The sequence below is a fragment of the Bordetella sp. 02P26C-1 genome (genome assembly GCF_009763255.1).
GTDB lineage: Bacteria > Pseudomonadota > Gammaproteobacteria > Burkholderiales > Burkholderiaceae_B > Bordetella_A.
Genome location: NZ_WSJB01000028.1, coordinates 93,502 through 113,936, shown reverse-complemented (window position 1 = coordinate 113,936; position 20,435 = coordinate 93,502). Strand labels below are relative to the sequence as shown.

General features: G+C 61.1%; 21 protein-coding genes. 8 read left to right on the top strand and 13 right to left on the bottom strand.

The window, feature by feature from the left end; translation table 11 throughout:
* Positions 1-115 precede the first annotated feature (115 nt).
* The 5 genes from GOQ28_RS16370 to GOQ28_RS16350 all read left to right on the top strand — a co-directional run bounded on the left by GOQ28_RS16370 (position 116) and on the right by GOQ28_RS16350 (position 3,901).
* Positions 116-610 carry a type III secretion system chaperone gene (locus GOQ28_RS16370; RefSeq protein ID WP_160357202.1) on the top strand — a complete coding sequence of 165 codons (495 nt, stop codon included), beginning with the start codon at positions 116-118 and terminating at the stop codon, positions 608-610.
* 5 nt (positions 611-615) lie between these two features.
* Positions 616-1,356: a hypothetical protein gene (locus GOQ28_RS16365; RefSeq protein ID WP_160357201.1), complete on the top strand. Its 741-nt coding sequence runs from the start codon at positions 616-618 to the stop codon at positions 1,354-1,356.
* A 132-nt stretch (positions 1,357-1,488) separates the two neighbouring features.
* Entirely contained in the window at positions 1,489-2,475 is a 987-nt protein-coding gene (locus GOQ28_RS16360) for a Bug family tripartite tricarboxylate transporter substrate binding protein (protein WP_160357200.1), read from the top strand.
* Positions 2,476-2,678: 203 nt separating this feature from the next.
* The gene (locus GOQ28_RS16355) at positions 2,679-3,170 is read left to right on the top strand and encodes a type III secretion system chaperone (RefSeq protein WP_160349242.1); all 492 of its coding nucleotides are present in this window, start codon (positions 2,679-2,681) and stop codon (positions 3,168-3,170) included.
* 5 nt (positions 3,171-3,175) lie between these two features.
* Positions 3,176-3,901 (top strand): hypothetical protein, encoded by a 726-nt coding sequence (locus GOQ28_RS16350; RefSeq protein ID WP_160349243.1) that lies wholly within the window; start codon positions 3,176-3,178, stop codon positions 3,899-3,901.
* Between the two features lie 74 nt (positions 3,902-3,975).
* On the opposite strand, the gene GOQ28_RS16345 is transcribed toward GOQ28_RS16350, so the two are convergent.
* From GOQ28_RS16345 to GOQ28_RS16315, 7 genes are all read right to left on the bottom strand, one after another.
* Positions 3,976-4,602 (bottom strand): Maf family protein, encoded by a 627-nt coding sequence (locus GOQ28_RS16345; protein ID WP_160357199.1) that lies wholly within the window; start codon positions 4,600-4,602, stop codon positions 3,976-3,978.
* A 63-nt stretch (positions 4,603-4,665) separates the two neighbouring features.
* Positions 4,666-5,136 (bottom strand): 23S rRNA (pseudouridine(1915)-N(3))-methyltransferase RlmH, encoded by a 471-nt coding sequence (gene rlmH, locus GOQ28_RS16340; protein ID WP_160349245.1) that lies wholly within the window; start codon positions 5,134-5,136, stop codon positions 4,666-4,668.
* Positions 5,137-5,199: 63 nt separating this feature from the next.
* Complete coding sequence (gene rsfS / locus GOQ28_RS16335; RefSeq protein WP_160349246.1) at positions 5,200-5,589, bottom strand: ribosome silencing factor; 390 nt, start codon at positions 5,587-5,589, stop codon at positions 5,200-5,202.
* An 83-nt stretch (positions 5,590-5,672) separates the two neighbouring features.
* On the bottom strand, positions 5,673-6,263 hold the full coding sequence (gene nadD, locus GOQ28_RS16330; RefSeq protein WP_160357218.1) for a nicotinate (nicotinamide) nucleotide adenylyltransferase: 591 nt from the start codon (positions 6,261-6,263) through the stop codon (positions 5,673-5,675).
* A 41-nt stretch (positions 6,264-6,304) separates the two neighbouring features.
* On the bottom strand, positions 6,305-7,216 hold the full coding sequence (gene hemF, locus GOQ28_RS16325) for an oxygen-dependent coproporphyrinogen oxidase (protein WP_160357198.1): 912 nt from the start codon (positions 7,214-7,216) through the stop codon (positions 6,305-6,307).
* Between the two features lie 126 nt (positions 7,217-7,342).
* A complete protein-coding gene (gene purD, locus GOQ28_RS16320; protein WP_160349248.1) occupies positions 7,343-8,644 on the bottom strand; it encodes a phosphoribosylamine--glycine ligase in 1,302 nt (433 codons plus the stop codon).
* 175 nt (positions 8,645-8,819) lie between these two features.
* On the bottom strand, positions 8,820-9,551 hold the full coding sequence (locus GOQ28_RS16315; RefSeq protein WP_160357197.1) for a YebC/PmpR family DNA-binding transcriptional regulator: 732 nt from the start codon (positions 9,549-9,551) through the stop codon (positions 8,820-8,822).
* A 203-nt stretch (positions 9,552-9,754) separates the two neighbouring features.
* Here GOQ28_RS16315 and GOQ28_RS16310 point away from each other — a divergent pair, with 203 nt between their 5' ends.
* Both GOQ28_RS16310 and GOQ28_RS16305 read left to right on the top strand, forming a co-directional pair.
* Entirely contained in the window at positions 9,755-11,266 is a 1,512-nt protein-coding gene (locus GOQ28_RS16310) for a helicase HerA-like C-terminal domain-containing protein (RefSeq protein ID WP_160357196.1), read from the top strand.
* Positions 11,267-11,395: 129 nt separating this feature from the next.
* Complete coding sequence (locus tag GOQ28_RS16305; protein WP_160357195.1) at positions 11,396-12,328, top strand: 2-hydroxyacid dehydrogenase; 933 nt, start codon at positions 11,396-11,398, stop codon at positions 12,326-12,328.
* Between the two features lie 85 nt (positions 12,329-12,413).
* Here GOQ28_RS16305 and GOQ28_RS16300 read toward each other — a convergent pair whose 3' ends face one another.
* The 6 genes from GOQ28_RS16300 to GOQ28_RS16275 all read right to left on the bottom strand — a co-directional run bounded on the left by GOQ28_RS16300 (position 12,414) and on the right by GOQ28_RS16275 (position 19,353).
* Positions 12,414-13,487, bottom strand: a complete 1,074-nt coding sequence (locus tag GOQ28_RS16300; RefSeq protein WP_160349252.1) for a tartrate dehydrogenase — start codon at positions 13,485-13,487, stop codon at positions 12,414-12,416.
* A gap of 100 nt (positions 13,488-13,587) precedes the next feature.
* Positions 13,588-15,174 carry a DHA2 family efflux MFS transporter permease subunit gene (locus GOQ28_RS16295; protein WP_202109757.1) on the bottom strand — a complete coding sequence of 529 codons (1,587 nt, stop codon included), beginning with the start codon at positions 15,172-15,174 and terminating at the stop codon, positions 13,588-13,590.
* 2 nt (positions 15,175-15,176) lie between these two features.
* Positions 15,177-16,361, bottom strand: a complete 1,185-nt coding sequence (locus tag GOQ28_RS16290; RefSeq protein WP_160357194.1) for an EmrA/EmrK family multidrug efflux transporter periplasmic adaptor subunit — start codon at positions 16,359-16,361, stop codon at positions 15,177-15,179.
* A gap of 20 nt (positions 16,362-16,381) precedes the next feature.
* The gene (locus tag GOQ28_RS16285) at positions 16,382-17,797 is read right to left on the bottom strand and encodes an efflux transporter outer membrane subunit (RefSeq protein ID WP_160357193.1); all 1,416 of its coding nucleotides are present in this window, start codon (positions 17,795-17,797) and stop codon (positions 16,382-16,384) included.
* Positions 17,798-17,914: 117 nt separating this feature from the next.
* Positions 17,915-18,418 carry a MarR family winged helix-turn-helix transcriptional regulator gene (locus GOQ28_RS16280; protein ID WP_160349255.1) on the bottom strand — a complete coding sequence of 168 codons (504 nt, stop codon included), beginning with the start codon at positions 18,416-18,418 and terminating at the stop codon, positions 17,915-17,917.
* 62 nt (positions 18,419-18,480) lie between these two features.
* Positions 18,481-19,353 carry a DMT family transporter gene (locus tag GOQ28_RS16275; protein WP_160357192.1) on the bottom strand — a complete coding sequence of 291 codons (873 nt, stop codon included), beginning with the start codon at positions 19,351-19,353 and terminating at the stop codon, positions 18,481-18,483.
* 110 nt (positions 19,354-19,463) lie between these two features.
* Between GOQ28_RS16275 and GOQ28_RS16270 the strand changes: the two genes are divergently transcribed.
* Positions 19,464-20,414, top strand: coding sequence for a DMT family transporter (locus GOQ28_RS16270; protein WP_160357191.1), 951 nt, complete (start codon positions 19,464-19,466; stop codon positions 20,412-20,414).
* Positions 20,415-20,435 lie beyond the last annotated feature (21 nt).

Below are 20,435 nucleotides of genomic sequence, written 5' to 3'. Positions count from 1 at the left end.
TGGCTTTCGATGGCGGGGCGCAGACAGACATGCATGTTCCGCGACACACGTTATTCGGAACCAACTGAAATCATGCGTTACTCAGCCTTCAATCCGATTTTTTGAGGACTGAAGAATGACCATAGATTCGGCCAAGCAATTACGGGATTGGGGGCGCAGCTTAGAGGAGGCGCTGGGTATCTCCGTCATGACCGCTGATGACCGCGGCATGATGCTAAAGACCAAGGGTGGCAATCTGTTCGGCGTCGCGCCAGTGCCGGGTCTGCCTGGATTAGTGTTTACAGGCGTCATCGGTGTGGCGAATGAACACACGAGCACGCAGACGCTCTGTAGTTTATTGGCGATCAACCTCAACGCTACCTTGTCAGCCATGGGATACGTCGGGTTGGACGCTGCGACACGCGAGATCCTCTATCGCCTGATGTGGATGCCTCGTGATGAAGGATGGACCGAACAGGCCTTCGCCGCTGTGCTCGCGGCGTTTTCAGAACATGTCGATCAGCTGGCAAAAGCACTGGCTAACGGCGAGCTTGAGAAGCTTGCCGCCGTGGCGCCGGCGGGGGGATCACGGGAACAGCCGTTGAATCCAAACTTTACCAATATGGCTTGATTGCTATGTATCTGAACGCATTGCCGGTTCCTTTTGCGCCGACGGTCGAACAGCTGACCGCGCTGGTACCGTCGGTGAACAGTGTGCGGGACGCAGTGAAGGTCGCTGCACCTTGGATAGCGACCATCGCAGCCGCGATCACGATAGAGTCCGTACTTGATCCCGACAACGCAGTGCTTCAATGTATCACCGGCATGGCGGAACAATCTGCGTTCGCCGGCTTGAGTTTGATGTCGATGGTGGGGGCATTCCGTCACTGCATGGAGCATGGCTTCTTTAGTCTGGAAGGCCTGAGCATTCTGACCAGTGGCGCAAGCGCGTTGGTGTCGCTCGATGGCCTGCTAACGGTGGCGGCGGGTGTGGGCCTGGGCCTCGCGGAGTTCAGCGGGGTGGCCGGTTTGCTGGTGACGGGGGTGACGTTTGCCAAGTACGTACGCGACGGAGACGTGCCCGGTGCGCTTTTGACGGGCGCAAAGCTTGTCGCGCTGGTCGCTCTAACGGGGCACCCCGTGGCGTTAGGCATTGTGGTCGGGGCCAATGCCGTTTACTCGATGTACTGCAGTTATAAGGCCTATGCCGCGGGCCAGGCGGAGAAACAGGGCACGGGCGCCACAGAGGCGACGCAAGTCGACAATACCGCCTCGGATAACCAAGCTGACGCTGACGTGTCGTCCGTGTCCAAGGCATTCGACGAGGGCTGGGATTTGCCGAACTTCTTTACCGCGTTACCCGCGGCAGGGATTTGATCCTCGGTCAACGTGAGTCTTTTACAACGAAGCAAGGCGAAGTCGCGGCGCAACCAAAGCGAATTGGTCTGCGTCGCTGATTCATGAGCTATGTTAACGTTCCCATCATTTTTTCAGAGTGGAATCGTTCCCATGTTCTCGAAGTTGCGCCGTTATAAAGAACTCGTACTGGCTCTTTCTCTTGGTTTATCTGCTGCAGGAGCGCACGCAGCACCGGTCGACAACTATCCGGCCGCACCGATCAACATGATTGTGGGCTGGGCAGCGGGTGGTCCAGCCGATGGCGTGGCGCGCATGGTCGCGGCAGAGATGAGTAAGCATCTCGGGCAATCGATCGTGGTCGACAACAAGGCCGGTGCCGGTGGCAATATCGGCTCGGTCGCGGCTGCGCGCGCCAACCCGGATGGCTACACGATCATGTTGTCCACCGTGGCCTCGCACGGGCTGAATTCGGCGCTTTACGACAACATCGGCTATGACCCGATCAAGGACTTCGCGCCGGTGGGGTTGATCAATACCTCGCCTTCGACGATGCTGGTGCCGGCGGACTCCCCGTTTAAATCAGTGAAGGATTACGTCGACCACGCCAAGGCGAACCCGGGTAAGTTGACGTATGCCTCTGGTGGCGTTGGTTCGTCACAGCATCTGGCGGGTGCAAGCTTCAAGACCCGTACGGGCATCGACATCTTGCACGTGCCGTTCAAAAGCACCGCGCCCGCGCTGACGGACGTGATGGCGGGCCGTGTCGATATGATCATTACGACGGGCGCCATGGCTCCGATCGCTTCCGGCAAGGTACGCCCGCTGGCGATCACGTCAAAGGCGCGTATCGACGCCTTGCCCGAAGTGCCGACCTTTGATGAGGCCGGTGTACCAGGCTTTTACATGGATTCCGCGTATGGCTTGGTAGCCCCGGCCGGCACGCCCCGGCCTATCCTGATCAAGCTGAACGAAGCGCTGGCGAAGGCACTGCAAAGCCCGGAACTGCGTGAAAAATTCATCGCTGCGGGCTCCGTGCCGGCCGAGCCGATCTCGATCGATGCCTACTGGGATATGGTGCAAAAAGGCATGGGCGAAGCCGCGGAATTGGTGCGCATTTCCGGCGCGAAGAAGGAATAACCCGCCCACCTGACCTCGTGACCCGGCGCTGTGCTTAGCCGGGCGGCAGGCCACTGCTATCGCAACGAATCGACTCGCACGCAGTCACCGATTCATCAAAAAAACGCCCGACGATCCCCTCGTCGGGCGTTTTTGTTTGTCACTCTGGGAACTGAGAGAAATCTAGGGTTACCAAGTCTTCGATCCATTTTTGGGAAGCGAAGATGAGCATAGATTCAGTGATAAAGCTACGCGAATGGGGCCATGGCCTGGAAGAAGCCATGGGTGTTCCCATCATGCTCGCGAATGATCGCGGCTTGATGTTGAAGACCAAGGGAGGAACCTTATTTGGCGTCACGCCAATGCCTGGTTTGCCGGCACTGGTGTTCACCGCCGTCATTGGCGTTGCCGATGAGAAGACCAGTGCGCGCACGCTATGCGAGTTACTGGCGCTCAATATCAGCGCGAACCTCACTGGAATGGGGTTTGTGGGCATGGATCCAAGCACTCGTGAGATCCGTTTTCGTCTCATGTGGATGCCGCGTGATGAAGGCTGGACGGGCGAGGCTTTTGGCGCGATGTTCGTCGCTTTTTGTCAGCACGTCGATGTGCTGGCGAAGGCGTTCGCTGCGGATGAGATCGAAAAGTTACTGTTGCCGGCTCCAGATGAAGGTGCGCAGCCCGATTCCGGTTATGACCTAACGCCCAAGGCCTGATAACCATGCAGATCACCCCTTTTTCTCTGCCCTTTTCCGCCGAAGCGCTGGCATCGATTGCACCCCCGGTCAGTAGCGTAAAGGAAGCGTTTGAATGCGTCGAGGTTTGGATACATGCGGCCGTTACCGCGGTCGAGATAGCGTCGGTCCTCCACACCGCCGAGGACGCGTTTCTCAGCATCGCCGACTTCGCCTCTACCACAACCGTAGGGACACTGAGTTTCCTTTCAGCGGTTTCTGCTTTGCATACGTGCATGAAGGAAGGCTTTTTCAGTCTTGACGGCGCGGCCATGCTCACGAGTGGTCTCAAAGCGTTGGTGTCGCTTGACCAGGTACTCAACGTTGCGGCGGGCGTGGGCTTAGGCCTTGCCGAGTTCAGCGGAGTGGTGGGTGTTGCAGTTTCCTTGGTGACGTTTGCCAAGCAAGTGCGGGCAGGCGATGTTCCCGGCGCCATACTCACCGGTGCCAAGCTCGCAGCCACGGTCGCGCTGACGGGCCACCCCGTAGCGCTGGCAATTGTGCTGGGCGCTAATGCGGCTTATGCCTTGATCAGTACTTATATGAAGGTCGCCGAGGAATCAGCCAAGCATCGTCACGCGGCAGCGGAGGGCACGCACGAACTCGCTAACAAGCCAGCGGATGAGCCTGCGAGGACGCCGGACCGCGAGCGGCCGGGCAGCCTGGAATCCTTGCCGGCCCCTGAGATACCGATTCCGCCGGCCGCGGTCTGATAGGGGGTCTGCAATCGGGTGTTCGCCGCTGGGGCCACGGCGTGCATCATCTTGGAATCGCCGGATTTTCGCAGTCAGGGTAGTGCGATGCCCACCCGGCGCAGCAGCGTGGCCGTTTCGAACAATGGTAACCCCATGACGCCGGTATAGCTGCCCGAGAGGTGCTCGATGAACGTGGCGGCCAGCCCTTGTATGCCATAAGCACCGGCTTTGCCGTAAGGTTCGTCGCTGTCGCAATAGCGGGCGACGTCCTCCTCGCTCAGTACACGGAAACGAACCTCGGAAATGGAGACTTCGGTAAGGAGTTCACCACGATGAGCCACGACGACGGCGGTGTGCACGTGGTGAGTCGTGCCACTGAGGCGGCTCAACATCGCGACCGCATGAGCGCGGTCCACGGGTTTGCCCAGAACATCGCCACGCAGGATCACCGTGGTGTCGGCGGCGAGGATCGGCAGCTCGGGCAATTGTTGCGATAGCAACCATTGCACGCCGCGTTCGGCTTTTTCGCGCGCGGTACGGCAGACATAATTGGCGGCGCTTTCACCCGCCAATTGCGGTTCGTCTTCGCCCGGCGGCGCGGGCACTTGCAGCACGGTATGCGCCAAGCCTATCTGTGTCAGCAGTTCACGCCGGCGCGGACTCGCGGATGCGAGGTAGAGACGGGGCGAGACGGCGGAGGAAGAAGGCGATGACGTCATGGTGTGTATTGAGAAATCAGAACGCAGGACGGCCGATAAGAGCTGGATGCCGTGCGATGTGCATCAGGCTCTGTGGTAGGGGTGACTCGTCATGATCGCCCAGGCGCGATAAAGCTGCTCGGCGAGCACGACTCGCACCATGGGGTGCGGCAGGGTCAGCGATGACAGGCGGATCTGCCCATCACAGGCGGCTTTCAGCGATGCGTCCAATCCATCGGGGCCGCCCACGATAAACGCGACGTCACGTCCGTCGCCGCGCCATTGTTCCAGGCGCTGAGACAGTGCCATCGTGGTCAGGTCACGACCACGCTCATCCAGCGCCAGCCGCAGCGCGCCGGCCGGCAGCGCCGCCTCGATGCGACGCGCTTCGGCCGCCATCATCTGCGCAGGCGTTTTACCCGTGGTGCGCGGCTCGGGCTTTACCTCGCGCAGTTCGAGCGCGCAATCCGCGGGCAGCCGCTTGGCGTAGTCATCCCAAGCCGTTTCGACCCAGTCGGGCATACGATGGCCCACGGCAATAACGATGAGTTTCATAAGCTGGCTGTGCCTCGCAACGGCGTTGGCGCCGCGCAAAAAACAGGCATCGCGTCGTCCCGATCAGTCTTCGGCGTCGTCAAGCTGACCCGGCTGGCCACCGGAGGCGGGCAACAATTTGACGCGCACCGGTTTATCGCCCCAGATTTCTTCCAGGTTGTAATACTGGCGGATCGCCGGTTGCATCACGTGCACCACGATATCGCCCAGATCCACGACGACCCATTCGCCCGTGTCTTCGCCTTCCACGGTAATGCCGGTGAGCTTGAGCGCGCGACCGCAGTCGGCCACGCTGGAGGCCAGCGCACGCGTCTGGCGATTGGAGGTGCCGCTGGCGATGACGACGCGATCGAACAGGCTGGTCAGATGCGTGGTGTTGAACACCTTGATGTCTTGCGCCTTGACGTCTTCAAGGGCGTCGATGACGGCGCGTTGCAGTTTTTGAATATCCATGTTTGTAAATATAACCCGCGAGGGCAGCGCACGGGGGCGAGATGAGGCGCCGATACGTCACCCTTTACGCCAAACGCGAGCTATCAGCGGTAGAGATCGTGGGTCGCGATGTAGTTGGCGACTTTGGGCGGCAACAAGCCCTCGGTTGGCGCACCGCGAGCCAAGCGCGCGCGGATGTCCGAGGCTGAGACGTCCATCGGGGTGAAAGGCAAGGTGGCTAGCTGCCGCTCGGGGTGAGCGGCGAGCCAGTCCTGCAGTTCCGCCGGGGGCGCAAGCGGTGAGCCTGGGCGCACGGCGACCGCCAGATCCACGCACTGGACGATGTCCTGCCACCGATGCCAGGTGCAGAAATTGGCGAGCTGGTCCGCGCCCAGTATCCAGACATAATGCGCGATGGGCGGCAGGGCCAGGATGGTGTCCACCGTATAGGTGGCGCCACCTCGCTCGATCTCGATGGCGTCGACGTCCAGGTCCGGGTCGCCGTCGATGGCGATTTCGATCATGCGCAGGCGGTGCTCCGGCGACGCGGCCAGGGGCGCGCGCTGCCAGGGATTCGCGGCTGGGATGAATTGAACTTGGTTCAGGTCCAGCCCGCCGAGGGCGGCGCGTGCCAGCGCGAGATGGGCCACATGAATCGGATCGAAACTTCCGCCCAGCAGGCCTACCCGCGGCAGCTGTGCCGCGGTGTTAGCGGAGGACGGTAGCTCGTTTCGCGTCACACCCAATCCCGTGGAGTTAAAAACGCGGTCAATTCAGCCTCGGGCGTACCCGGTTGTGGCTGCCAGTCATAACGCCAGTGTGCGACGGGCGGCATGGAGAGCAGGATGGATTCCGTGCGCCCGCCCGATTGCAAGCCAAACAGCGTGCCGCGGTCAAAGACCAGGTTGAACTCAACATAACGGCCGCGCCGGTACGCCTGGAACTCGCGCTGCGCTTCACCGTAGGGCAGGGCATTGCGGCGTTCGACGATGGGCATGTAGGCCGGCAAAAATGCATCGCCTACCGACCGCAGCAATGCGAACGAGGCGTCGAAGCCCGGCTCGTTCAAATCGTCGAAGAACACGCCGCCAATACCACGCGTTTCCTGGCGATGCTTCAAAAAGAAGTACTCATCGCACCAGCGCTTGTACTTGGGGTAGTAGTCCGCGCCGTGCGGCGCCAGGGCGTCCCGACAGACCTGATGAAAATGACGCGCGTCTTCCTCGTACGGATAGTAGGGCGTCAGATCCAGGCCGCCGCCAAACCAGAAGATATCTTCTTCGTCCTGCCCCGGTCGAGCCGCAGCCATGAACATGCGCACGTTCATGTGCGTGGTGGGCACATACGGGTTGCGCGGATGCAGCACCATCGACACGCCCATGGCTTCCCAAGGGCGGCCGGCCAGCTCTGGCCGATGCGCGCTGGCTGATGGGGGCAGCTGGCTGCCTTTGACATGGCTGAACAATACGCCGCCGCGCTCCAGAAACTGGCCGCCTTCAATCAACCGCGAAACGCCGCCGCCGCCTTCGGCACGCTGCCATTCGTCGGTGCGGAACGCTTCGCCGCCAGCTTCTTCCAACGCCTGCACGATACGCGTCTGCAGACCGGTCAGATAATTTCGTACGTCGGAAACGGGGAGTTTGCTCATGCTATGTCCAGATGGGTGAGGGCTGTCGCCGCCGATCAGGCGGCGAGCTGACGCGGCTGCCAGGGTTGACACCGCGCGTGCTTGGGTAAGCTTAGCCCTGACAACCCATCCGTGCTTTGAGATTAATTAAGGTTTGGCCTTTTGCTGCGAAGGCTTCAATGCACGCCAGCCGATGTCGGAGCGATACTGGCGGCCGTCGAAATGCACCCCATCGACTGCCGCGTAGGCGCGTTCGCGTGCCATCCGAACAGAGTCGCCGAGCGCCGTCACGCACAGTACACGTCCACCGGCGGTCTTGAGCTCGCCATCCTCGAGACGCGTGCCCGCATGGAAAACCATGCAGTCTTCGGTCTCGGCGGGCAACGCGGCGATGACATCGCCCTGACGCGGCGTACCAGGATAGTTGTGCGCGGCCAGCACCACGCCCAGGGCGGTACGGCGATCCCAGGTGATGTCGGCTTGGTCCAGCGTGCCTTCGACGGCGTGTTCAAGCGTATCGAGCAGATCGCTCTTGATCCGCATCATGATGGGCTGTGTTTCGGGGTCGCCCATGCGGCAGTTGAATTCCAGCGTCTTGATCGAACGGTCTTGATCGTCGCCCGGGCCGATCATCAGCCCCGCGTAGAGGAACCCGGTGTACGGAATACCGTCGCGCGCCATGCCTTGCACCGTGGGCAAGATGATTTCGCGCATGATGCGGTGGTGCAGGCCCGGCGTGACAATCGGGGCGGGCGAATAGGCGCCCATGCCGCCCGTGTTGGGGCCGGCGTCGCCGTCTTTCAAACGCTTGTGATCCTGGCTGGTCGCCAGCGCCAGTACATGACGGCCATCGCACATCACGATGAAGCTGGCTTCTTCGCCGACCAGGCATTCCTCGATCACGACCCGCGCACCTGCCTGGCCGAGGCTGCCATCGCCGAGCATGGCGTCGATGGCGGCATGGGCCTCGGCCAGATCGGCGGCGACGACCACGCCCTTGCCAGCGGCCAAGCCGTCAGCCTTGATGACGATGGGGGCGCCTTCCTGGTCGACGTAGGCGTGTGCCTCGGCGGGATCGGTAAAAGTCTGATAGCGCGCCGTCGGGATGTTGTGGCGCACCATGAAAGCCTTGGCGTAGTCCTTGGAGCTCTCCAGCTGCGCGGCGGCCTTGGTGGGGCCAAAAATCTTTAGCTTGCGTGCGCGGAACACGTCGACTACGCCCGCTGCCAAGGGCGCCTCGGGGCCGACGACCGTGAGGGAAACGCCTTCGCGCTCGACGAAATCCGCCAGCTCTTCCGGATCGGTGATGGGCACGTTTTGCAGCAGGTCGCCCTGCGCGGTGCCGCCGTTGCCGGGCGCGACAAAGACCTTGTGGACGCGGGGCGAGCGGGCCAGGCGCCAAGCCAGGGCGTGTTCGCGGCCACCAGAGCCGATTACCAGGAGTTTCATGTTCGGTGAGTTCTTAAAATAGCCGGGCGTTGCCGTCCCAGGCTAGGCACAAAAGGTTGGCGGGCTGATCCGCCGTGTTGGTGTGTCTTGACTGCTGCCCCGCGCGACGCGACCGGCGCGCCGCACGGGTCGCCGCGATGGAGTTCCTTAAAGGGAAATCCACGCGGCATACTGATTACTGCGATTCGTCGAAAACGACGTTCGTATAGACTTCCTGCACATCGTCCAAGCCCTCGAGGACATCGAGGAGCTTTTGCATTTTTTCCGCATCTTCGCCCGTCAGTTCGGTCTCGTTTTGCGGCTTCATGATGATGCCTTCGACTTCGGCCTTCAGGCCGGCGGCTTCGAATGCCTGGCGCACGGCGGCGTAGTCGGCCGGGGCGCAAATGACTTCGATCACGCCTTCATCGTCCGTGACAACGTCCTCGGCGCCGGCTTCGAGCGCGACTTCCATGACCGTGTCTTCCGCGGTGCCGGGCGCAAAAACGAACTGGCCGCAATGCTTGAACATGAAGGCAACCGAGCCTTCTTGGCCGAGGTTGCCGCCATTTTTGGCAAATGCGTGGCGAACCTCCGCGACGGTGCGGGTGCGGTTGTCGGTCATGCAGTCCACGATCACGGCCGCGCCGCCGATGCCGTAGCCCTCGTAACGGACTTCCTCGTAGTTGGCGCCATCGGCGCCGCCGGCCCCGCGCTGAATCGCGCGCTGGATGTTGTCCTTGGGCATGTTGGCGTCGGTAGCCTTGTCCCACGCCATCCGCAGGCGCGGATTGCTGTCGGGGTCAGGGCCGCCGGCTCGCGCGGCGACGGTGATCTCACGAATGATCTTGGTCCAAAGCTTCCCGCGTTTGGCATCCTGGCGGCCTTTGCGGTGCTGGATATTGGCCCATTTACTGTGTCCGGCCATGGTGTCCCAAATAAAATTGTCGGCAAAACGGGCATTTTACCGTGGTTGACGCGCGCGGGCGCGCGGCGAGGCCAGGATGCGACGCGCCGAATTGCTTCTACACATGTCGCGGGCCGTTTTACGCTGTGCCTGGGCACGCATGCCGCACAATTTCGCGCGTTCGCTCTACACTTGTCACAATTCTTGCATGCCGGAGAGCATAGATGTCCGACCCCATCGTCGTCGCAAAAAACGAACATACAGAATTGCACTTGCTGCCGGCACTGGCGAACCGCCATGGCTGCATCACTGGCGCGACGGGCACGGGCAAGACGGTGACGCTGCAGGTGCTTGCCGAAGCGTTTTCGCGCATTGGCACGCCGGTATTTCTGGCCGACATCAAAGGCGATTTGACGGGAATTTCTCAAGCCGGGGAATCCAATTCGAAGCTGCAAGCCCGCCTGCAGCAAAACGGCTTGCCCGAGCCTGTCTGGGGCGCCAATCCCGCGGTCGCCTGGGATGTGTTTGGCGAGCAGGGCTTGCCGGTTCGCGCCACGATTTCCGACATGGGGCCCTTGCTGCTGTCGCGGATGCTGGAACTCAACGATACCCAGGAAGGCGTGCTGACCTTGGTATTTCGCGTGGCCGATGACGAGGGGCATCTGCTGCTCGATCTAAAAGATCTGCGCGCGATGCTCCAAAACGTCGCAGACCGCGCGGCGCAGCTCAAGACCAAGTACGGCAATGTGTCCGCCGCCTCGGTGGGCGCCATCCAGCGCAGTCTGTTGCGGCTGGAGTCTCAAGGCGCCGAGAAATTTTTCGGCGAGCCCATGTTGGATGTGTTGGATCTGATGCGTACCGACGCCAAGGGTAGGGGCATCATCAATATCCTCGCCGCTGACAAGCTGATGCAGTCGCCGCGTCTCTACAGTGTGTTCTTGTTGTGGATGCTGGCCGACCTGTATGAAAAGCTGCCCGAAGTCGGTGATCGCGATCAGCCCAAGCTGGTGTTCTTTTTCGACGAGGCACACCTGTTGTTTAACGATGCGCCCAAGGCGCTGTTAGACAAGATCGAGCAGGTCGTGCGCCTGGTGCGTTCAAAAGGCGTGGGCGTGTACTTCGTCACGCAAAATCCGTTGGATATCCCCGATTCCGTGCTGGGACAATTGGGCAATCGCGTTCAGCACGCATTGCGCGCGTTTACCCCCCGTGACCAGAAGGCCGTAAAAACCGCAGCAGAGACCATGCGGCCGAATCCAGGGCTCGATATCGAAGCCGCGATCACGGAGCTGGGGGTGGGCGAGGCGCTGGTGTCCTTGCTCGATGCCAAAGGGCGTCCCGAGCCCACGCAACGTGCCTGGATCATGCCGCCGGGCAGTCGCATCGGCCCGGCTACGGATGCCGAACGCCAGGCACTGCGCGATGATCCGACCATGTCAGCCAAGTATGCCAAGGCCATCGATCGCGAATCGGCCTACGAGGTCCTGACCGCGCGAGCCAGCGCAGAAGTCGTGCCATCGGGCGGCACCGAAGGGAAGTCCAACAGCGCCGCCGAGGAGCAAGCCTCTGGTGGGTTAATGCAGGGCTTGAACGAGCTGCTCTTTGGTTCCACCGGGCCGCGCGGCGGCAAGCGCGATGGCGTGGTGCAGTCAGTCGTCAAGAGCACCGCACGATCGATGGCCAGACAGCTTGTGCGCGGCGTATTGGGTTCCTTGCTCGGCTCTAAACGCCGCTAAGCCCAAGGTCGCGCGCGGATCTTCGAGCCCTGGGCGGGGAAATCCCCTGAACCCAGCAAGATTGACGCCGTGGCAACGCGCTGTTTGTGGCAGCATAGCGGACTTGATCCGCAGCTGAGAGCGTAATTCATGAAGATTCTCGTCGTTTCGTCGCATCCCGCCACGCAAGAGCGGTGGGTGGAACCGATCTCCAACGCTATCCCCGAAGCAGAGGTTGCCCTGTGGCACCCCGACCTGCCCCCGCAGAATGCGGACATCGCGGTGGTCTGGTCGCCGCCCGCTGAACTCTTCGAGCGCGAGCGCAACCTGCGCGCGGTCTTCAATCTGGGCGCAGGCGTCGACGGCCTGCTAAAGCTGCCGACCTTGTCTGCGGATACCCCCATCGTTCGGCTGGAAGACGCGGGCATGGCCGTGCAAATGGCGGAATATGCGGTGTGGGCGATCACCCGCGCGAGCCGCCAGTTCGACGACTACGTCGCTCAACAGCAAGCCGGCGTTTGGGCAACATTGTCCGAACTGCGCCGTGCGCAATGGCCAGTGGGCGTGCTGGGTGCGGGCGTCATGGGGAGCAAGGTTGCGCAAACCTTGGCCGCGCTTGATTATCCCGTGGCGGGTTGGTCGCGCAGCGGCAAGGTGCCGGCGGGGGTGGAAAGCTTTGCTGGCTTGGACGAATTGCCCGCGTTTCTCGCCCGTTCGCGCGTGTTGATCAACACGCTGCCCTTGACGGCCGAGACGCGCGATATCCTGCGTCGTGAAACGCTGGAACAGCTCATGCCCCAGGCCCACATCATCAATATGGGGCGCGGCGAGCATTTGGTGGAAGAAGACCTGCTGGCGTTGTTGGATGCAGGACATATCGAGCGTGCGACGCTCGACGTGTTTCGCCAAGAGCCGTTACCCAAAGACCATCCGTTCTGGAAACATCCCAAGGTCACGATCACCCCACATGTGGCGGCGATCAGCCTTCAGCACGAAACGGTCGCGCAGATCATCAATAAGATCCAGCGTCTGATGCGTGGCGAGCCGTTGTCCGGGGTGGTGCAGCGCGATCGCGGCTATTGAGCTCGCGTCTGCGTCAGCACTGATGGGCTGACCCGGGTAGGCCAGCCCGTCTGGGCCAGCCCCGAAAGACTGGCCTGTCATCGTTTTACTTGCCAGAGGCGATGATCTCGGCGATCGCGCGGCCCACGTCGGTCGTGGATGCCGTGCCCTGCATATCGCGCGTGCGCGGGCCTTCGGCCAGCACCGTTTCGATGGCGCTGACCACGGCCTTCGAGGCTTCCGGATAACCCAGGAAATCCAGCATCAACGCGCCGCTCCAGATCTGACCGATCGGGTTGGCGATGTTTTTGCCATAGATGTCGGGCGCCGAGCCGTGCACCGGCTCGAACAACGACGGGAACTTGCGTTCAGGATTCAGGTTGGCCGAGGGCGCGATACCGATCGTGCCGGTGCAGGCCGGGCCCAGATCCGACAGAATGTCGCCAAACAGATTCGATGCCACGACAACATCGAACCAGTCCGGGTGCTGCACGAAATGCGCACACAGGATGTCGATGTGATACTTGTCCCAGCGCACGTCCGGATACTGCGTACCGATGTCGGCGACGCGCTCATCCCACCACGGCATGGAAATCGAGATGCCGTTGGACTTCGTGGCAGCGGTCAAATGCTTGCCACGCTTCTGCGCCAATTCGAAGGCGAACTTCAACACACGGTCGGCGCCGATGCGGGTGAACACGCTTTCCTGAATGACGACTTCGCGTTCGGTCCCTGCAAAGAGGCGGCCGCCGCTATTGGAGTATTCGCCTTCGGTGTTCTCGCGGACGATGAAGAAATCGATATCGCCCGGCTTGCGATTGGCCAGCGGCGAGGGCACACCCGGCATCAAGCGCACGGGACGCAAGTTGATGTACTGGTCGAAGTGGCGGCGGAACTGAAACAGCGAACCCCACAGGGCTTCATGATCCGGCACCGTGGCGGGCCAGCCGATAGCGCCGAAGAAAATCGCTTCATGGCTGCCGATCTGTGTTGCCCAGTCGTCGGGCATCATCTTGCCGTGCTTGGCGTAGTAGTCGCAGCTCCAGTCAAAATGGTCCCACTGAAAATCGATGCCAAAGCGTGTCGCGACAGCGTCAAGTACGCGCAATCCCTCGGGGACTACTTCCTTACCAATGCCGTCGCCGGGAATGACTGCGATTTTATGCTTAGTACCTGCCACCAATGTTCTCCCAATGTTTTTCGATGGATGGCCAGTGCGCCGGACACGACGTATGACATGTTGGCCATCGAATGCGCAGTTTAATCGCAGTCCGACCGCTTTAGTGAGCCCCGGCTGCAGCTTCGGCAGCGCCGCCGCCCGCATTGGCGGTTTTGCGACGCCCGTGCGCGAACCAAACCAAGCCCGTCAGCAAGATAAAGATGACACCCGAGGCATAAAACACGTCTGTTGCCGACATGGTGTAGGCCTGCGTATTGATGATCCCATCCAGCCGGGCGAGCGCGGCATCCCGCGGCATCGCCAGGGTGTTCTGCAACGTATCCAGTGCCTGATCAAACGGCGCATGACCGGGCCGCGCGATTTCGGTGAGCCGCGCATGATGTTCGGTGGCGCGGTCTTCCCATACCGTGGTGGCGATCGACGTTCCGAATGCCCCCGCCGTCAGCCGCAAGAAATTCGATAATCCCGAGGCGGCGGGGATGCGCCAGGGCTCCAGCCCAGACAGCGTGATCGATGTCAACGGGACAAAGAAAGCCGCCATGGCTGCCCCTTGCACCAACGTTGGGAGAATCAACGTACGCATATCCGCATCGGTATTGAAGCCCGAGCGCATGAAGCACACCAGCGCGAACACCAGGAACGCAACGGTCACCAGCTGCCGTGGGTCGCGTGTGGCGAGCAGTTTGCCGACGATGGGCGTCAGCAAGATGGCCAGCAAGCCAACCGGCGCGGTGACCAGCCCCGCGTAGGTGGCGGTATAGCCCATTGTGCTTTGCAGCCACAGCGGCAACAGCACCACGTTGCCAAAGAACACGCCGTAGGCCACGGCCAGCGTCAGCGCGCCGACAGTAAAGTTGCGGACCTTGAATAAGCGTAGATCGACGATTGGATGCGCATCCGTGAGTTCCCAGATCAGAAAGAATACGAAGGCGACGAAAGCCGTCAGTGCCAGCAGCTGGATAACTGGGCTGGCGAACCAGTCAAGCTCCTTGCCCTTGTCCAACATGATTTGCAGCGCGCCCACCCACACCACCAACAGCACCAATCCGAGTTTGTCGATGGGCAACTTGCGCGTGACCGATTCGCGATCGCGGTAGACCCGCCAACTGATCCACGCGGCTAGCAAGCCTACCGGTACGTTGATATAAAAAATCCACGGCCAGGAATAGTTATCCGAAATCCATCCGCCGAGTAATGGCCCGGCCACTGGCGCGACCAGCGTGGTCATCGACCAGATGGCCAACGCCATGCCGGATTTTGCCTTCGGAAAGCTCGAAAGCATCAGCGCTTGCGACAGCGGGATCATCGGCCCCGCCACCGCGCCTTGCAGCACGCGAAACGCGATCAGGGCTTCCAGCGAAGGCGCGAAACCGCATAGCCACGAGGCCAGCACGAAGAGCAGGGTAGAAATAATAAAAAGCCGCACCTGGCCAAAACGCTGGGTCAGCCACCCTGTCAACGGCACCGTGATGGCGTTGGCCACCGCGAACGAGGTGATGACCCAAGTGCCTTGGCTGGAACTCACGCCCAGATCGCCAGAGATCGTGGGAATCGATACGTTCGCGATCGAGGTGTCCAGCACATTCATGAACACCGCGGTCGACAGGGCGATCGAACCGATAATGCGCGTCGCGCCCTCCAGCGGCGGCAAGGCTTCGCGCGAAGCAGGGGAACGGGAGGCGCTCATGATCAGAGATTGGCCTGGATGATGCGGTCAATCAAGGCGTCCGCGCCGTCGTGGGTGTCCGCATAGACCTTGGTGGACCACGCGGGTTCATGCCTGGGAGTCGCGGGGGCGTTTTCGTCCACCGCCTGGCTCAGATCGACTTCGACTTCCATCGACAAACCGACGCGCAACGGATGCGCCTGAAGCTCTTTGGGATCGAGCTCGATACGCACCGGCACGCGCTGCACGACTTTAATCCAGTTGCCGGTGGCATTTTGCGCGGGCAAGAGCGAAAACGCGCTGCCCGTGCCGGCATCCAGGCCCACAATTTTGCCGTGGTAGGTAACGTCACTGCCATACAGATCAGATACCAGCGTGACACGCTGACCGGGCCGCATGTGGCGTAGTTGGCCTTCCTTGAAATTCGCTTCAACCCAGACCTGGTCCAGCGGCACGACGCTCATCAACGTGGCGCCAGGCGCGACACGCTGACCGACTTGTACGCTGCGGCGCGCGATGACGCCATCTACCGGGGCAGGGATGACCGTGCGCGCGTGGGCGAGCCATGCTTCGCGCAGTTTGGAAGCCGCGAGCAGCACATCGGGATGGGTGGCGACCGTGGTGCCGTTGGTCAATGCCTGATTCGTGGTCAGGCGCGCTTGCGCGGCGGCCAATGACGCCCGGGCTTGTGCCAGCCCGGATTGTGCGGTCTTAACCGCCGTTTGCGCGTGCAGCAGCTCTTCTCCACTCACGCCGCCGGTCTTGGCGAGCGTTTGCCGACGTTGCAGATCGCTTTGCGCACGCTTCAGGTCGGCCTGCGCGCGATCGATATTGGCTTGCTGCACATGAATGTCGGCCTCCAGCGATTCATTTTGTACATACAGCGTGCGCACTTGGCGCACTGTTTGTGCCAGCTGTGCTTCGGCCTGTCGTAGCGTTACCTCGGCGTCGGCGGGGTCAAGACGAATGATCGCCTGCCCGGCTTGAACATGCTCGGTATCGCCGGCCTCGATAGCGATCACCGTGCCGGGAACTTGCGGCGTGATCTGCACGAGGTTGCCATGCACATAAGCGTCGTCGGTGCTCTCAACATGAGAGCCGAAAAGCGCCCACCATATTCCATACAGAACGGCGAGCACGATAAATACACCCGCTGCGATCAGCAGCAGGCGTTTGCGGGCGGGGTGATGTTCAGAAGTCGCAGTCATGACGTCGGGGATGTGTACGGTCAATGAGTAGAAGCATTCGGTGCGTCCGTGGCGGGCTCATAGCCACCGCCCAGCGCATACGCGAGATCGGCGTCTAATTGATAGGCGCGGAATTGCAGGTCGGTGTCTAGCCGTGCCTGGGTCAGCACACTGGTTTGCGCGATCAACACCGTGAGGTAGTCGCCCATGCCGGCGCGATAGCGCTGCACCGCCAAGTCATAGGCCGCATCAATGGCGGTGCGCGCCTGATGCTGTTGCGTGCGTTCTTCGCCAATCAGACGCAGGGCCACAATGGCGTCAGCGGCTTGGTTCACCGCGTCAAGCACGACCTGGTTATAGTCAGAGACCGCCAGATCGGCCTGCGCGCGCCGGCTGGCGAGGTTGGCATTTAAAGCGCCGCCGTGAAAGATCGGTAGCGAAATCGCAGGGCCTATGCCTGCCATGCGGCTGCCCGCATCGAGCAGATTGCCCGTCCCGATGGCCTGGAATCCGGCGAATGCCACGAGATTGATATTGGGATAAAACTCCGCGCGGGCCGCGTCGATATTGCGCTGTGCGGCCTCGGCTCGCCAGCGTGCCGCCACGACATCGGGGCGGTGGCCTAGAAGGTCCAGCGAAACTTCGTTGGGCACCACGCCTGCGGGGGCGGCTAACGCCGATTCTTGAATCGCCTGTCCGCGCGCCGGACCCGTGCCGGCCAAGGCCGCGACTTGATTGCGCAATTGCGCCAGGGTCGTCTCGATCTGAGTTAAATCGACACGGGCGGCGGCCAGCGACGATTCTGCTTGTTTGACTTCGACTAGCGTATCCAGTCCCGCACGTTGCCGGTCGCGGGTCAATTGCAAGACCTCCTCGCGCTGCTTCACGATGCGCTGCAGAACCTTGCGTTGCGCGAAGGCGTTTTGCAGATTCAAGTAGCTGCGCACGACCGCGCGAGAAAGCAGATTGCGGGCAGCATGCGTGTCCGCCTCTGCCGCGGCGCTCTGCGAAATCGCTGCATCCAGTCGGGCGCGATTTTTTCCCCAGAAATCCAGCTCATAGCTGAAATCCAAGGCGAGTCGAGTATCCGAGCTAACCGACCCCGCCATGGGGGGCTGATAAATGTAATGCTTCGAGAGATGTTCGCGCGTCAATGCGTAGTTGGCATCCACCGCCGGCATCAGCGGGGCGCGAGCGCCGCGTACGGCCGCGTTGGCCTGGGCCAGTCGGGCTTGCGCGGATGTCATCGACGGGTTGCGTGCGAGCGCCTCGTCGACCAGCGCGTCGAGCTGTGGATCGGCGTAGCGGTGCCACCACTGCTGCTGCGGCCATTCGACAGCGCTGGCTTGCAAACCGAGCTGCGCGCCATCGAGGCGCGACAACGGGGCTGCCGCCTCGTCCATCTGCGCGCAGCCCGCCAAAGCGAGCACAAGTGCCAGGGGGAATAGAGGTTTCATCCTTACGTTTTGCTGAATGTGTTTGTCGTGGCTGTATCTGCCTAGGCAGTGATTATGTCGTAAAACCTGCAGGCTGGGCACAGTACCCGCGAACTCAGCAGGGTTTCGTCAGGTATCTCAGGTGTCTTGCGGACCGCCCTCTGAGCCGTTTGCCAGCATGCGGCCCAGCAGATGGCGCATTTGCGCGACTTCATCGGTGGAGAATCCGCGCAGATGGCGATTCAGCACGCGGGCAATGCAGGGGGGAATGCCTTTGGCCGTCTCCAGGCCAGCCTCGGTCAATTCGATTTTCACGACGCGGCGATCTTCGTGACTGCGTACGCGACGTAGCAGGCCTTTGGTTTCCAGCCGGTCCAGCGTGCGCGTCATCGCGCCGGTGTCCACACCGTTGATACGAGCCAGCTCGGCCGGGGTCGCGGCGAGGCCGCGAGCCAACTGGGCGATCGGCCGCCACTGAATCGCGGTCAGGCCCAATGGCGCAGTTTCCGCGTCCAACTGACGGTTGATCGAGTTATAGACCTGCTTGATGAGGAAACCGACATTGTCATCGGAAATGTTGCGCGGAGTCGCTCGGTAGAGCGTCTGAGTGTCCGGGTCGGCAGGGGGGCGGGTCGCAGTCATGGCGCGATTTTATTGCCTGAGCAGATATTGTCAATACAGGTGTTTTAAACGCCGCCGGCAGATTACACCAGCATAGTCTCGGGGTGAGGCTTTCGTAAACCCGACCAGACGATTGCCAAAATAATCAGTGCCGCGCCCGCCAGCATGCGCAGCCCGGGCTCTTGCGCGAATAGCAGCCACGCGAACGCGATGGCGTATACGGGTTCGAGCGCGATGACCACCCCCGCACTGCGCGCATTGAGCTTCGCCAGACTCGAGACGAACAGATAATGCGACAACCCGGTGCAGAAAACACCCAACAGCGCGATCCAGAATAGATCAATGGCCGCCAGTTGAGGCAGTTGGCCAGCGGCAAAAGGCAGCATTGCCAACACGACGACGATATTCTGTCCGCAGGCGATCTGCATGGCGTCCAGACCGACGGCCGAATGCCGATTGCTGACCGCCAATAATGCAAATGCCAGCCCTGACAGCAGGCCCCAAGCCAGTCCCACTGTGCCCGCATTAGCCAGATCAAACGAGGGCGTGACCAAAATAAGCCCAGCGGTCACCAAACCAATAATCGCCCACTCCGCGGCACGCACTTTTTCCCGGAAAAGCAGCCCTTCGAATAGCGTAATAAACGCCGGGAAACTGGCGAAGCCCAGCGTGGCAATAGCAATGCCTCCGGTTTTCACGGAAATGAAAAAAGTTACCCAGTGCACCGCCAGCAAGCCACCGGAAATGATGAGGGTAAATAGCTGAGCGGGCGTCAGCGCACTGAAGAGCCGTTTGCGTTGCAGGCGGGAGAACGCCATGAGCGACAACACAGCAAAAACCGCGCGGCCTAATGTGATCAGTGCGGCACTGGCTTGAATGACTTCGCCGAATACGCCGGTCAAGCCAAACAGCACAGCGGCAACATGGATATAAACAAGAGCGCGTTGGCGAGTCATGCGTGGGGCAGGAAAAAAGAATGGGCAACACCGTGCGGCACACTATCCGGCCGGCAGAAAAATGCGAATAGAGCCGGTAATTCTGGCCGCTGCAAAGATAAAATCATCGCATGAAACCTCTCGCCCAGTCTCGTTTGCCTGCGTTTGTCTCGCCTCGTACTCTTGGTTTTCTGCTAGCGACGCTGGGGGCCGTGCTATTTGCCGGCAAAGCGATTGTAGTCAAGCTCACCTATCGCTATGACATCGATGCGGTGACGCTCATCGCATTCCGCATGCTGTTTTCGCTGCCGTTCTTCGCCTTCATGGCCTGGAAGGAGTCACGTCGCGCCGCGCGTGGCGAGCTACCGGTGCTGACTGCGCGAGAAAGGGTGGAGCTTTGCTTGTTGGGGCTGCTGGGTTATTACATCTCGAGTTTCCTGGATTTCCTGGGGCTGCAGTATGTCTCGGCGAATCTGGAGCGCTTGATTCTGTTTTTATCCCCGACCCTGGTCGTTCTGATATCGGCTTGGTGGTTAAAGCGCGCTATCTCGCCGCGACAGTGGTTTGCCATGATCGTTTCGTATCTGGGCGTGGTGCTAGTGTTTTTCCAGGATTTGTCGCAGGGCGCCGGTTCGAATGTCGCATTAGGCGCGATGTTCGTCTTTGGCTCCGCGCTGACGTATTCGATTTATTTGATTTGCTCGGGCGAGCTCGTCAAGCGCGTCGGGGCAACCAGACTGGTGGCTTACGCCATGAGTGTGTCCTGTATTGCCTGTATTGTGCAGTTTTTCGTGGTACATCCGCCGTCTATGCTAAGCCAGCCCTTGGGCGTGTATGGGTACTCATTCGTGCATGCGACTTTGAATACTGTCGCGCCGGTGTTCATGCTGATGTGGGCCGTGGCGTTGATTGGCGCGCCGACTGCGTCTCTGCTCGGCATGGCCGGACCCGTATCGGTGCTGTTTCTGGCCGCCTGGCTGCTGGACGAACCCATTACCCTGTGGCAGCTTGCGGGGACAGCGCTTGTGCTATGCGGCATCTTTGCGCTGGCAGGCGGAAAGCGTAAAGAAGCAAAGCAATAATGCGGTGTCCCGCCGCGTATC